This is a genomic window from Bradyrhizobium sp. SK17 (assembly GCF_002831585.1).
Lineage (GTDB): Bacteria > Pseudomonadota > Alphaproteobacteria > Rhizobiales > Xanthobacteraceae > Bradyrhizobium.
In genome coordinates, this window is sequence record NZ_CP025113.1 from 14,374 (window position 1) to 26,895 (window position 12,522).

The 12,522-nt window shown below is 65.7% G+C and carries 12 protein-coding genes; 7 read left to right on the plus strand and 5 right to left on the minus strand.

All coding sequences use genetic code 11. The features are described 5' to 3' along the window. The first annotated feature begins 32 nt into the window (after positions 1-32). Genes CWS35_RS40335 through CWS35_RS00090 form a run of 5 tightly spaced genes read left to right on the plus strand, consistent with a single transcriptional unit; the run spans position 33 to position 5,011 of the window. Positions 33-1,055 (plus strand): ABC transporter substrate-binding protein, encoded by a 1,023-nt coding sequence (locus CWS35_RS40335; protein WP_210202753.1) that lies wholly within the window; start codon positions 33-35, stop codon positions 1,053-1,055. After that, positions 992-1,753, plus strand: a complete 762-nt coding sequence (locus tag CWS35_RS40340) for an ABC transporter substrate-binding protein (protein WP_210202754.1) — start codon at positions 992-994, stop codon at positions 1,751-1,753. The genes CWS35_RS40335 and CWS35_RS40340 overlap by 64 nt, the downstream gene beginning before the upstream one ends. Continuing rightward, positions 1,750-2,769: an ABC transporter ATP-binding protein gene (locus tag CWS35_RS00080; protein ID WP_024581124.1), complete on the plus strand. Its 1,020-nt coding sequence runs from the start codon at positions 1,750-1,752 to the stop codon at positions 2,767-2,769. The genes CWS35_RS40340 and CWS35_RS00080 overlap by 4 nt, the downstream gene beginning before the upstream one ends. Positions 2,770-2,772: 3 nt before the next feature. Further along, complete coding sequence (locus tag CWS35_RS00085; protein WP_100950082.1) at positions 2,773-3,759, plus strand: ABC transporter ATP-binding protein; 987 nt, start codon at positions 2,773-2,775, stop codon at positions 3,757-3,759. 19 nt (positions 3,760-3,778) lie between these two features. Then, a complete protein-coding gene (locus CWS35_RS00090) occupies positions 3,779-5,011 on the plus strand; it encodes a TetR/AcrR family transcriptional regulator (RefSeq protein ID WP_100950084.1) in 1,233 nt (410 codons plus the stop codon). A 66-nt stretch (positions 5,012-5,077) separates the two neighbouring features. On the opposite strand, the gene CWS35_RS00095 is transcribed toward CWS35_RS00090, so the two are convergent. Next, positions 5,078-5,401 (minus strand): ribbon-helix-helix domain-containing protein, encoded by a 324-nt coding sequence (locus CWS35_RS00095; RefSeq protein WP_024581127.1) that lies wholly within the window; start codon positions 5,399-5,401, stop codon positions 5,078-5,080. A 233-nt stretch (positions 5,402-5,634) separates the two neighbouring features. On the opposite strand from CWS35_RS00095, the gene mutL reads away from it, so the two are divergent. Next, the gene (gene mutL / locus CWS35_RS00100; protein WP_100950086.1) at positions 5,635-7,455 is read left to right on the plus strand and encodes a DNA mismatch repair endonuclease MutL; all 1,821 of its coding nucleotides are present in this window, start codon (positions 5,635-5,637) and stop codon (positions 7,453-7,455) included. A gap of 105 nt (positions 7,456-7,560) precedes the next feature. On the opposite strand, the gene CWS35_RS00105 is transcribed toward mutL, so the two are convergent. Genes CWS35_RS00105 through CWS35_RS00115 form a run of 3 tightly spaced genes read right to left on the minus strand, consistent with a single transcriptional unit; the run spans position 7,561 to position 10,844 of the window. Beyond that, positions 7,561-8,169 carry a hypothetical protein gene (locus CWS35_RS00105; RefSeq protein ID WP_100950089.1) on the minus strand — a complete coding sequence of 203 codons (609 nt, stop codon included), beginning with the start codon at positions 8,167-8,169 and terminating at the stop codon, positions 7,561-7,563. A 44-nt stretch (positions 8,170-8,213) separates the two neighbouring features. Then, the gene (rsmD, locus tag CWS35_RS00110; RefSeq protein WP_100950091.1) at positions 8,214-8,771 is read right to left on the minus strand and encodes a 16S rRNA (guanine(966)-N(2))-methyltransferase RsmD; all 558 of its coding nucleotides are present in this window, start codon (positions 8,769-8,771) and stop codon (positions 8,214-8,216) included. A 6-nt stretch (positions 8,772-8,777) separates the two neighbouring features. Beyond that, complete coding sequence (locus CWS35_RS00115) at positions 8,778-10,844, minus strand: pseudouridine synthase (protein ID WP_100950093.1); 2,067 nt, start codon at positions 10,842-10,844, stop codon at positions 8,778-8,780. A gap of 140 nt (positions 10,845-10,984) precedes the next feature. On the opposite strand from CWS35_RS00115, the gene CWS35_RS00120 reads away from it, so the two are divergent. Continuing rightward, on the plus strand, positions 10,985-11,431 hold the full coding sequence (locus CWS35_RS00120) for a nucleoside deaminase (protein ID WP_245438810.1): 447 nt from the start codon (positions 10,985-10,987) through the stop codon (positions 11,429-11,431). Positions 11,432-11,570: 139 nt separating this feature from the next. Here CWS35_RS00120 and CWS35_RS00125 read toward each other — a convergent pair whose 3' ends face one another. Beyond that, entirely contained in the window at positions 11,571-12,476 is a 906-nt protein-coding gene (locus CWS35_RS00125; RefSeq protein WP_100955918.1) for an alpha/beta fold hydrolase, read from the minus strand. Positions 12,477-12,522 lie beyond the last annotated feature (46 nt).

The window sequence follows — 12,522 nt, forward strand, 5'->3', positions numbered from 1 at the left end:
AATCAACGGAACGAGACGGGGAGAAACACACGATGCGAAAGCCAACGACCGGACTGGGATCGATTGCAAGAACGTTGCGCGCACTGTCGCTGGCTGGCGCGTTGACGCTACCGGCTGGGTTGGCATCCGCAGGCGAAGCGGTGCCGCAACGCGGCGGGACCCTCAACATCGGCAACGTCTATGTCACGCTTTCGCCCCTCACCTGGGATCCGGCCGACTGGGCGTGGAAGTTCCAGCAGGACACCGGCCTGATGTACGAGCAATTGTTCGCCGCCGACCTCAGCAAGTCGAAGCGGCACGGCGGCCCCTACTCGTTCGTACCGGACGCGTGGCTTCCGTCGGACGCGATTCGCGGTGAACTCGCCGAGAGTTGGCAGTGGAAGCAAGATCCGCCGCGCGTGGAGATCAAGCTCCGTCAGGGCGTGATGTTTCCGGAGAAACCCGGCGTAATGGCGGCGCGCGAACTCGTGGCCGAGGACGTGGTGCAGAGCTACGAACGGCTCAACAACAGTCCGAAGAAGATTCCGACCTATTTTGACCACATCGCAAAGGTCGAGGCGACCGACAAGCACACCGTCGTGTTTACGTTCAAGACCTATTTCTCCGAGTGGGACTATCGGTTCGGCTGGGGCTACTACTCCGGCATCGTGCCGAAGGAGGTCGCCGACGCGGGCGCGGGAAACTGGAAGAACGCCAATGGAACGGGGCCATTCCGGCTCACGGACTACGTGCAGGGCAACGCGGCCACATTCTCCAAGAACGACAAGTACTGGGACAAGGAAGTCATCGACGGCAAGTCCTATCAGTTGCCGTTCGTGGACAAGATCGTCTATCGCACCATCAAGGACGAGGCCACGTTCCTCGCCGCGCTGCGGACCGGCAAGCTCGACCTGCTGGAATCCATCCGATGGAGCGCGGTGGAAGAGCTCAAGAAGAGCGCGCCCAAGCTGCAGTGGTCACGCTGGCTTGCCACTGGGGCACGTTCCTCGCCATGCGCAACGACACGAAGCCGTTCGACGACGTACGGGTACGCCGCGCGCTCAACATGGCGGTGAACAAGCAGGAGATTCTGAGCTCGTTCTACAATGGCGAGGGGCAGTTGTTCGCATACCCGCAACACCCCGACTACATCGGCTATTTCGAGCCTCTTGAGCAGATGCCGGACTCGATCAAGGAGCTCTACACCTACAATCCGAAGAAGGCGAAAGCGCTGCTCGCGGAGGCCGGCTATCCGAACGGCTTCTCCTTCAAGGTTCAGGTGTGCTCCTGCTCGCCCGACCACATGGACCTGTTGCCATTGGTGGCAGCCTATCTGGAGCAGGTCGGCGTCAAGATCGAAATTCAGCCGATGGAATACGGCGCATTCCTGTCGGCGATGACCACCAAGACCAACGCCGCTGGCTATTTCATGCTCAACGGCCATACCAACCCGACCACCACGCTGCGCAAGAGCTTCGTCACGAAGCAGACGTGGAATCCGTCGCAGTTCTCCGATCCCGACATCGACCGCAAGATGAACGAGGCCTATCAGGAGCAGGACGAAGGCAAGCGTCAGGCAATGCTCAAGGAGATGACGCGGTCGATCATCGACAAGGCGCCCTACATCTTCCTGCCCGTCCCCTATGTCTATACGGCCTGGTGGCCGTGGGTGAAGAACTATGGTGGCGAGTTGCGCGCTGGCGCAGAGCGTCCGGGCCCGATCCACGCGCGGATATGGATCGACCAGGAAATGAAGAAGGGGATGGGCTATTGAACGGCCCGGCGAATCTTCCGGACGCTGTTGGGGACGGTGGCGCGCAGCCACCGCCCCTGCTGCGGGTGCGCAATCTGACGACACGCTTTCGCATCGACCGCGGCGCGATCACCGCGGTCAATCGCGTTTCCTTCGACGTGGATGCGGGCGAGACGCTGGCCATCGTCGGCGAGTCCGGTTCGGGCAAGAGCATGACGGCGCTGTCGATCCTGCGGCTGATCCCGAACCCGCCCGGCCGGATCGAGGACGGTGAAATCCTGTTCGACGGGCTGGACCTGCTGAAGCTGTCCGATGCGGAAATTCGCGACATCCGCGGCAACAAGATCGCCATGATCTTCCAGGAGCCGATGAGTTCGCTGAACCCGGCGCTGACGGTCGGCCTCCAGGTCGGCGAGCCCATCAACCGCCACGGCGGCGCGCCGTGGTCGAAAGCCTTGCTTGCTGCGCGCGACCTGCTTGGACGGGTGAGGATGTCCGACCCCGCTTCGCGCGTTAACGCCTATCCGCACCAATTCTCCGGCGGCATGCGCCAGCGCGCGATGATCGCGATGGCCATGGCCTGCCAGCCGAGGCTGATCATCGCCGATGAACCGACCACAGCACTCGATGTCACGGTGCAGGCGCAAATCCTGGACCTGCTCAAGGATCTGGCGCTGCGCTCGCGCTCGGCATTGATCCTGATCACGCACGACCTCGGCGTGGTCGCGCGGTACGCCGACCGCGTCGCCGTCATGTATGCCGGGCGCATCGTGGAGACGGCCCCGGCACGGGAGTTGTATTCGCGGCCGCGGCATCCCTACACCCGCGGGCTCATGGCCTCGGTGCCCCGGCTGGACAGCGATACGCACCAACGTCTGGTTCCCATCGAGGGCCAGCCACCGAACCTCGCGGCGCTGCCACCCGGCTGCGCATTCGCGCCGCGCTGCCGCCAGGCCGTCGACGCTTGCAAGCAGGCCCCGCCCCCGCTGCGCGAAGTCGGCCCGCGTCACAGCGCGGCCTGCATCATGGAGGGCTGACCGATGTCGCAACAGCTGCTGCAAGTCCGCGATCTGAAGGTCCATTTTCCGATCAGTGCTGGCACCCTGTTGCGAAAGCAGGTCGGAGCGGTGCGTGCGGTCGATGGCGTATCGTTCTCGCTGGCGCGCGGCGAGACGCTTGGTCTCGTCGGGGAAAGTGGCTGCGGCAAGTCGACCACGGGCCTGGCGATCCTGAAGATGCAGGCGCTGACCTCCGGCCGCATCGAGTTCGAGGGCCAGGACATCACGTCCTACGACCGCAAGCAGATGCAGCCGCTGCGGCGGCGGATTCAGATGGTCTATCAGGATCCCTACGGCTCGCTCAATCCGCGCATGACAGTGCGTGATATTATCGGCGAGCCCCTGGTGGTGCATGGGCTTGCAGGAGATCGCGAGGCCTATGAGGAGCGAATTGCCACATTGATGCGCACGGTCGGCTTGTTGCCGGACATGGCGGGCCGCTATCCACATCAATTCTCGGGCGGCCAGCGCCAGCGCATTGGCATCGCAAGGGCTCTGGCGCTCGAGCCTAGCCTTATCATCTGCGACGAGCCGGTATCGGCGCTCGACGTCTCGATCCAGGCCCAAGTGGTGAACGTGTTTGTCGAACTGCAGGAGCGGCTCGGCCTTGCCTACTTGTTCATTGCCCACGACCTGGCCGTTGTCCGCCATGTCAGCCATCGCATAGCGGTGATGTATCTGGGACGGATCGTGGAAATCGCCCCACGCGACGCCCTCTACACGTCGCCGCTACATCCCTACACGCAGGCCCTCCTCGCGGCCGTGCCGGTGGCGGACCCCGAGGTCGAGGCGGCACGACCGCGGGCGATCATCAGCGGCGAAGTGCCGAGCGCAACCAATCCGCCACCGGGCTGTCGCTTCCACACCCGCTGCCCGCAGGCGTTTGCGCGCTGCCGAACCCAAAGTCCGGAGTTGCGCGACCTCGGCAGCGGTCAGGCCGTCGCCTGCCATTTGCACGACACTCTCTGATCGTCCTAACGTGGACGCCATGAAGCTCAAGCCGAACACCAAGGGCGACGTCACCCGAACCCGGAAGTTCGTCGCCAAACAAGATGCCATTCTTGATGCCGCCGCCCGCCAGTTCAATCGGCTTGGTCTCAAGGGAGCGACCTTCACCGACATCGCTGGCAGCGTCGGCCTGCTCACCAACAGCGTCACCTATTACTATCACCGCAAGGATGACCTGGCGGCGGCCTGCCTGATCAAGGCGATCGGCTCGGGGCATGCGTTGGCCGACGCGGCGCTCGGCGCCGGCGATCCAGAGGCCAGGATCCGCCATCTGATCCATGGACACGCCGATGTACTCGCCGGAATCGCCCGCGGTCAACGCGACGCGTTGGTCAACTTCAACGATATCCGGGCACTGAAGGCCCCCGAGGCCGATCGCGTATTTGCCGCCTATACCGAGATGTTTCGCAGCGTTCGGAAGCTGCTACCGAAGGACATCCTGGGACCGCAGGAGCGGAACGCGCGGGCGCATCTGCTGGTGTCGCTGACCAACTGGATGCGCCGCTGGATCTCCCGCTACGAGCCCGACGACTACGCATACGCCGCGGCGCGCATGAGCGACATCGTGATCAACGGGCTCGCTCGCCGGCGCGGTCAATGGAAGGAGTTGGCCGGGCTGGAGATCGACTGGTCACAATCCGACTCAGCCGATACCCCCACTCCCGACGCCTTCCTGCGCGCGGCAACCGTGCTGGCCAACGACGAGGGCTATCGCGGCGCCTCCGTCGATCGCATCGCAAGACGCCTGAACCTCACCAAAGGGTCCTTCTATCACCACTATGATAGCAAGGAGGAGCTGGTTGCGTCATGTTTCGAACGGACCTTCGACATCATTCGCCGCACCCAGACACTGGCGCGTCAGCGCCATGACTCAGGCTGGGCGCGGCTGATGGCGGCTGCGCAGGCGCAGGTTCGAATTCAGCTATCGGATCATGGGCCCTTGATCCGAACCTCGGCATGGAATGCCTTGCCTGAGCCAATCCGCGAGAATTGCAGGCAAGCGCTCGACCGCCTGACCGAGCAACTGGGCGTGTTCGTGGTAGAAGCCATGCTCAACGGAGACGTTCGCCTGCTTGATACATCGATTGCCGCCGAACAGGTTACGGGGATGATCAATGCTGCCTCCGAGCTCGACCGCTGGGTACCTGCGCTGGCCAGGGACCGCGCCGTCGACTTGTTCGCGCGACCACTCTTTGAAGGCATCCTGTCGTAGCTACCACAATCCCGATCCGATGTGCCTGCTCGGGAATACGCATCGGTCCTTTCAGATACGGCGTGCCTATTCCGCCGCGTCCATGATCGGCGCCGTCGTCCCGCGATAGTCCGGAACCACGGCCGGCGCATTCGCCTTGGCGCGATAGATCAGGCAGGAGCAGCGCAGCAGCGAGGCGAAATTGTTCACCTCGCCGTGATGGTCGAGCACCTCGTTGTGCAGGGTGGTGAGGAACTTGGCCAGCGTCATGCCTTCCTTGGCCGCGATCTCCTCGAGCGTGTCCCAGAACGACATTTCCAGCCGGATCGAGGTGCAATGGCCGTCGATCCGCAACGATCGGGTCTGCGATTCATAGTCACGCTGCGGCTGGTGCGCGAAAAGATGGCACATGGCGTTCCTCCGGCGAGAACTTATAATTTTTCTAAACGATATACCTGTGCGTGCGGCCCCACAATCGCGACGTAGGGCGTAACGCGCGAGCCCTCGAAGGCGAACGACTTCAAGGCCATAGCCCGGAATCATCCCCAGCCCGTGGCGGCATCGGCGCCTCCGTCCCATGCATTTGCCGGCGCGGCCATTTATAGTGGCGTCCAGCCTCGAATCGTGTTCCCGACAGTCGATCCATGCCCGTCCGCCAACTTCCCGAACAGCTCGTCAACCGCATCGCCGCCGGCGAGGTGGTCGAACGTCCTGCGAGCGTGGTCAAGGAACTGGTCGAGAACGCGATCGACGCCGGCGCCAGCCGGATCGACGTCTTCACCGATGGCGGCGGACGGCGCCGGATCGGCATCACCGATGACGGCGGCGGCATGACGCGGTCAGACCTTGCGCTTGCGGTCGACCGCCACGCCACCTCCAAGCTCGATGACGAAGACCTCCTGCGCATCCGCACCCTCGGGTTCCGCGGCGAGGCGCTGCCGTCGATCGGCGCGGTGGCCAAACTCGGCATCACCACGCGCCACGCCAGCGAGCCGCATGCGTGGTCGCTGGCGGTCGAAGGCGGCGAGAAATCGGAGATCATGCCTGCCGCGCTCGGCCAGGGCACCCGCGTCGAGGTCAATGAACTGTTCTACGCCACGCCGGCGCGGCTGAAATTCCTCAAGACCGACCGTACCGAGGCAGAGGCGATCCGCGAAGTGGTACGGCGCCTCGGCATGGCGCGGCCCGACATCGCCTTCACGCTGGCCGGCGAGGAGCGTGCGCCGGTGACCTGGGCCGCCGCGCTGCCCGGCGCGGCCGGCCGGCTGACCCGGCTCGGCGATATCCTCGGCGCGGATTTTCGCGCCAGTGCGATCGAAGTGCGATCCGAACGCGAAGGCGTCGTGGTCGAGGGCTTTGCCGCCGCGCCGTCGCTGACCCGCGCCAATGCGCTCGGGCAATATCTGTTCGTCAATGGCCGCCCGGTGCGCGACAAGCTGATCCTCGGTGCGGTGCGTGCGGCCTATTCCGACTATCTTCCGCGCGACCGCCATCCCGTGGTGGCACTGTTCGTGACCTGCGACCCGCAAGAGGTCGACGCCAATGTGCATCCGGCCAAGACCGAGGTGCGCTTCCGCAACGCCGGCCTGGTGCGCGCGCTGATCGTGCACGCGCTGAAGGACGGCCTGGCGCGCGAGGGAAGGCGCACCGCGGCCAACACCGCCGACGGCGCGACCTTGCAGGCGTTCCGCCCCGCTTTCACGCCGCCGCCGCGGCCGGGCAATTGGGACTGGCGCTCTTCGCCGTCCTATCCGGCTGGTCCGATGCGCGGCTTCGAAGCCGCGGCGGCGACCGCCTTTGCCGAGCCGGGACAGGCCGCCTTCGATGTCGGCACCCCGACCGCCGATGTGCGCTTCGAAGCGGCACCCGCGCCCGACATGCTGGACCGTCCGCTCGGCGCCGCACGCACCCAGATCCACGAGACCTACATCGTCTCGCAGACCCGCGATGGCCTCATCGTGGTCGACCAGCACGCGGCCCATGAGCGCATCGTCTATGAGCGGCTGAAGGCCTCGCTGGCGAAGAACGGCGTGCAGCGCCAGATCCTCTTGATCCCCGAGATCGTCGAACTCGACGAGGCGACCGTCGAGAAGCTGCTCGATCGCGCCGAAGAGCTGTGCTCGTTCGGACTTGCGATCGAATCCTTCGGCCCCGGCGCCGTTGCCGTGCGCGAGACGCCCTCGCTGCTCGGCAAGGCCAACGCGGCCGGCCTGTTGCGCGATCTCGCCGAACACATGGCGGAATGGGACGAGGCGCTGCCGCTGGAGCGCCGGCTGATGCATGTCGCCGCCACCATGGCCTGCCACGGCTCGGTCCGCGCCGGCCGCCGCCTCAAGCCGGAAGAGATGAACGCGCTGCTGCGCGAAATGGAAGACACCCCGAATTCCGGCCAGTGCAACCACGGCCGCCCGACCTATGTCGAGCTGAAGCTCAGTGATATCGAGAAGCTGTTCGGGCGTAGATAGATCTTGCACGATTCCGTAGGATGGGTGGAGCGCAGCGATACCCATCAACTTTCGTTCCGCGGCACCATGATGGGTTTCGCTGCGCTCTACCCATCCTACAAGTTCTTACCGCGCGAACACCTCGAGTGCGGTGCGCAACTGCGCGATCCATTCATCGCCGTCCTTGAAGCCACCTGCCGCGATGCGGGCGCAGACCTGATCGAGATCATCGCCGCTGGCCGGACGCTTGCCGATCTGCCGCACGATCGCGGCATAGCCATCCACCAGCAGCACGAGACCGGGCGCATTCGCCGCGGCATAGTGTCCGCGCGCATCGGAGAACAGCCCGGTCGCCTCGTCGTACCGGCCGAGCGCCAGGTCAAAAGCGCCGACCAGCCAGATGCCGGTTGCGACGCGCAGCGGCCCGAGCTCGAGCCTCTCGACGAGGCGCAGCGAGCACTCCGCGAGTTCGCGCGCCGCCAGCAGATGATCCGGGTCGATCGGCCTCTCCGAAACGCTCCAGCCCGGCCAGCAATCGGCTGCGGCGTTGAACGTCAACCGCTGCGCCACCTTCAGCGCTTCGGTCCGGTCACTGTCCGGCGCGCCACGATGGCGTTCGATCTGGTCGGCGGCGTGACGCGCGGCCGCAAGCAATGCCGCGTCATCGCCTGCGCCGCGCAACGCCTTGACGCGCGCCTCCAATTGATTTGCGAGCATGGCGAGAGTGTCGGTCATGCATGCAGCATAACGTCGTCAAATGACGCCGGCGCTGAACCGCCCTACACTTTTTCGCGAAGGAACACGAATTCGGTATCGTCGTACGCGCGCCGCTCGACTTCCTCAAAGCCCTCGGGAGCCGCGAATGCCGCAGCCTTGGCCTCCTCGACCACAAGCAATGCGCTCGGCGTCAGCCAACCGCCATCGCGTAGCGAGGCGAGCGCCTTTTCGGCGAGGCCCTTGCCATAGGGCGGGTCGAGAAACACCAACGCGAACGGCTCGACCGGATGCGCCGGTCCGAGGTCGGTGGCATCGCGGCGGTAGACTTTTGTGGTCCCGCCGAGGCCGAGCGATTCCACATTGTTGCGCAGCAGCGCCCGCGCCTCGGCGCCATTGTCGACGAACAGCGTGAATTTGGCGCCGCGCGAGACTGCCTCGATCCCGAGCGCGCCGGTGCCGGCAAACAGATCGAGCACGCGGGCGTCCTCGATCGGGTTGTCATAGGCATGGACCAGGATGTTGAACACGGACTCGCGCAAGCGGTCCGCGGTCGGCCGGATCTCGCGGCCCGACGGCGACGCGAGATTGCGGCCCTTCAGCCTGCCCCCGACGACACGCATCGACCGCTACTCGTCCTGCGGCTTGAGATCGCGCTTGCCGTGATAGCCGCGCTTGGGACGGCGCGGCGGGCCGTAGCCGTTGGCCTCGTCCTCGTTGCGGGCGCGCGCTTCCTCGCTGCCGGTGCGCTGCACCAGCACGCGGCGACCCTTGCGGTCGTTGATGGTCTCGCGCTTGCTCGGCTTCGGCTTCCTCGCTGGCGCACCGTCGCCGTCAGCGGCGTCGCGCTGCTCCGGACGTGTGAAGTCGGCACCGGCGATCTTGGCGATCTTCTCGCCGAGCTGCTCGCGCAGCACCCGGGTCTTGACCTCCTCGACCTTGCCCTCCTCGAGCTCGCCGAGCTGGAACGGGCCGTAGGAGATCCGGATCAGCCGGTTCACCTCGAGCCCGAGATGCGCCATCACGTTGCGCACCTCGCGGTTCTTGCCCTCGCGGATCGCGAACACCACCCAGACGTTGGAGCTCTGATCGCGCTCCAGCGTCGCCTCGATCGGGCCGTATTTGACGCCGTCGACCTCGACGCCGTCCTTGAGCTGGTCGAGCTGAGCCTGCGTCACCTCGCCATGCGCGCGCACGCGGTAGCGGCGCAGCCATCCGGTGTCCGGATGCTCCAGCGTCCGCGCCAGTCCGCCGTCGTTGGTCAGCAGCAACAGGCCTTCGGTGTTGAAATCGAGCCGGCCGATCGAGATCAGCCGCGGCAGGCCCTCGGGCAGATTGTCGAACACGGTCGGCCGCCCCTCGGGATCGGCATGCGTCGTCATCAGCCCGCGCGGCTTGTGATACATGAACAGCCGGGTCCGCTCGCGCGGCGGCAACGGCTTGCCGTCGACCGCCACGACATCGTTGTCGGTGATATCGAGCGCCGGCGAGTTGATCACCCGTCCGTTGACGGTGACGCGGCCCTGGGTGACGATCTCCTCGGCGTCGCGGCGCGAGGCGAGGCCGGCGCGGGCCAGCACCTTGGCGATGCGCTCGCCGGATTTCTTCGGCTTCGGCTCGGGACGCTCGCGGCGGTCATCATAAGAGCGTTCGCGATAGGCACCGCGGCCGCCAAAGGCCGGACGCTTGGCGAAGATCTGGCTGTCATCCTCGTTGTCGCGGCGCGGACGATCGCCAAAGCGACCTTCGCTGCGCGGATGCTCCTGCCAATCCCTGCGCCCTTCCGGCCGCTCGCGGCGACGATCGCCGCCTTCATCATGATCCTTCCAGCGCGGCCGGCTGAACTTCGGACGATCACCCTGCTCGCGATCATCGCGCGAACGCGAGAACCGCGGCCGCTCATCGCCACCGCGATCGTCGCGCGGCCTGTCGAATTTGCGCGGGCCGTCGCGGAATGGACGCGAACCGCGCTCGGGGCGATCGGAGCCGCCCTCCCGCTTTTGCCACGGCTTGGATTCGCCGCGCGGCGGACGGTCGCCGAAATCCTTGCGCGGGCCACGATCACGATCGCCCCCGCGATCACGATCGCCGCCGCGCGAAAACTTCCGCTCGCCGCCGAATTTCCGCTCGGGCCGATCGCCGTCGCGCGATGGGCGATCGCCATAGGATCGCTCGCCGCGCGGCGTGTATGGCCGCTTCTCGCCGTCGCGGTCGCGTGACGCATAGGGCTTCCGGTCGCCGAACTTGCGGTCCGACGAGCGTCCGGCCGGGCGGGCGTCGTCGCGATCACGGCGTGGCGCGCGGTCGTCGCGGTTGTAGTTCGGGCGGTCGCCGCGCGGCTTGAACGCGCGCTTCTCGCCATCGCCATCCCGATCGAACCTCGGCCGGTCGCCGCGCGGTTTGAACGGGCGCTTCTCACCATCGCCACGCGGGCGATCGTCGCGGTTGAAGCGGGGCCGGTCGCCGAAGTCGCGGCGCGGCGCATCGCCGTCCTCGCGGCGGCGGTACGGACGCTTCTCGCCGTCGCCCTTGCTGGCAAAGTCCTTGCCGCCAAAGCCGCGCTTGGCAAACTTCTTGTCCGGTCCGCGGGCGGCGCCGGAGCGGCCCTTGCCACCGCCGGCCCGGCCTCCGCTGCCCCCGCCGGGCCGATCACGCCGGCCGCGGGAATCGTTGTTTTTGTCGCTGTCGCGGGGCATGAATGATCTCGCTGGACGTAGAATTGGAATGCAAGGGTCGCCGGGCCGTACGCGCCCTCGTGGCAGCGTTTGACGCAAAACCGGCATCCACTTTTGCTGAAGGCGACGCTACTAGCAGGTTTCTTTGGATGATACGAGGCATGTCAGCCCCTTCTTTCATGGATTTGGCGCTGAAAGTGGCCGAAAATGCCGGAAAATCGGGCGAAGTTCCGATTGGATGCGTGATTGTGCGGGGCTACGACGTGATTGCCACCGCGGGCAACCGCACCCTGACCGACCGCGACCCGACCGCCCATGCCGAGATCCTGGCGATCCGGCAGGCGGCAGAGGCGATCGGGACCGAACGGCTGGTCGATTGCGACCTCTATGTCACGCTCGAGCCCTGCACCATGTGCGCCGGCGCGATCTCCTTTGCCCGCATCCGCCGGCTGTATTACGGCGCCGCCGATCCCAAGGGCGGCGCGGTCGAGTCGGGCGTGCGGTTCTTCGCGCAACCGACCTGCCACCACGTGCCGGAGGTCTATGGCGCGGTCGGCGAGAGCGAGGCGGCCCGCCTGCTGCGCGAGTTCTTCCGGGAGCGGCGGTAGGAGGCATACCCGCGCCTGCCCGCCGCTGTCATCATCCGCGAAAGCGGATGATCCAGTATTCCAGAGACCGCGGTGATCAATCGAGAAGCCGCGGCGCACTGGATACCCGCATTCGCGGGTATGACAGATTAGCTTGTGGCTAACCCGCCAGGAAAAACTCCCGCAGCAGCTTCGCCGTTGCATCCGGCGCTTCCTCGGTCAGGAAGTGCCCTGAATCGACCGGCGCGCCGCTGACATTGGTGGCCCAGTTCTTCCAGGCGTCGAGCGGGGTCGTCGCCGCGCTCGCGACCCCGGCATCGCCCCACAGCGCCAGCATCGGGATCGTGATCTTGTTGCCGGCCTCGACATCGGCCTTGTCGATCTCGTAATCGGCATAGGCGCCGGCGCGATAGTCCTCGCACATCGCATGGATGCGGGCGGGATCGCGGAACGGCACGAGGTAATGTTTGAGCGCACGCGGATCGATCGCATCGAGCGTCTTGCTCTTGGTCTGGCTCGCCATCTTCTCCTTGAGGAAGAATTCGCCATTGTTGGAGATCAGCGTCTCCGGCAACGGATAGGGCTGCGCCAGGAACGCCCAGTGGTAGATCTTCAGCGCCGACAGCCGATTGAGCTTCTGCCAGTAATCATAGGTCGGCGCGATGTCGAGCACCGCGAGCCTCGACAGCCGGCCAGGATGATCGAGCGCGAGGCGGTATGACACCCGGCCGCCGCGATCGTGCCCGGCGAGCGCGAAATGGACGTGGCCGAGCTGCTCCATGACTTCGACCATGGTCTTCGCCCAGGCCCGCTTGGTGTAGGGCGTGTGATCCTTGTCGCTGTCGGGCATGTCGGACCAGCCATAGCCCGGCAGGTCGGGAATGATCAGCGTGAACTTGTCGTCGAGCTTTGGCGCGACCTGGTGCCACATCACATGGGTCGAGGAGAAGCCGTGCAGCAGCAGCAGCGGCGGGCCCTTGCCGCCGACGCGGGCGAAGATGCGGCCCTGCGAGGTGTTGATCCAGTTGGCCTCATAGCCGGGAAAAAGATCAGCGAGATCAGACATCGGCGGCTCCTGCCCTGGCGCGGCGCGCTGCTTCAAACTTTGTTTG

What these genes read in the sequence shown, in the direction of transcription:
- CWS35_RS00090 (WP_100950084.1), top strand. Translation starts at nt 3,779, where the DNA reads ATGAAGCTCAAGCCGAACACCAAGGGCGACGTCACCCGAACCCGGAAG.
- CWS35_RS00085 (WP_100950082.1), top strand. Translation starts at nt 2,773, where the DNA reads ATGTCGCAACAGCTGCTGCAAGTCCGCGATCTGAAGGTCCATTTTCCG.
- rsmD (WP_100950091.1), bottom strand. Translation starts at nt 8,771, where the DNA reads ATGCGTGTCGTCGGGGGCAGGCTGAAGGGCCGCAATCTCGCGTCGCCG.
- CWS35_RS40340 (WP_210202754.1), top strand. Translation starts at nt 992, where the DNA reads ATGCGCAACGACACGAAGCCGTTCGACGACGTACGGGTACGCCGCGCG.
- mutL (WP_100950086.1), top strand. Translation starts at nt 5,635, where the DNA reads ATGCCCGTCCGCCAACTTCCCGAACAGCTCGTCAACCGCATCGCCGCC.
- CWS35_RS00120 (WP_245438810.1), top strand. Translation starts at nt 10,985, where the DNA reads ATGTCAGCCCCTTCTTTCATGGATTTGGCGCTGAAAGTGGCCGAAAAT.
- CWS35_RS00125 (WP_100955918.1), bottom strand. Translation starts at nt 12,476, where the DNA reads ATGTCTGATCTCGCTGATCTTTTTCCCGGCTATGAGGCCAACTGGATC.
- CWS35_RS00115 (WP_100950093.1), bottom strand. Translation starts at nt 10,844, where the DNA reads ATGCCCCGCGACAGCGACAAAAACAACGATTCCCGCGGCCGGCGTGAT.
- CWS35_RS40335 (WP_210202753.1), top strand. Translation starts at nt 33, where the DNA reads ATGCGAAAGCCAACGACCGGACTGGGATCGATTGCAAGAACGTTGCGC.
- CWS35_RS00105 (WP_100950089.1), bottom strand. Translation starts at nt 8,169, where the DNA reads ATGACCGACACTCTCGCCATGCTCGCAAATCAATTGGAGGCGCGCGTC.
- CWS35_RS00095 (WP_024581127.1), bottom strand. Translation starts at nt 5,401, where the DNA reads ATGTGCCATCTTTTCGCGCACCAGCCGCAGCGTGACTATGAATCGCAG.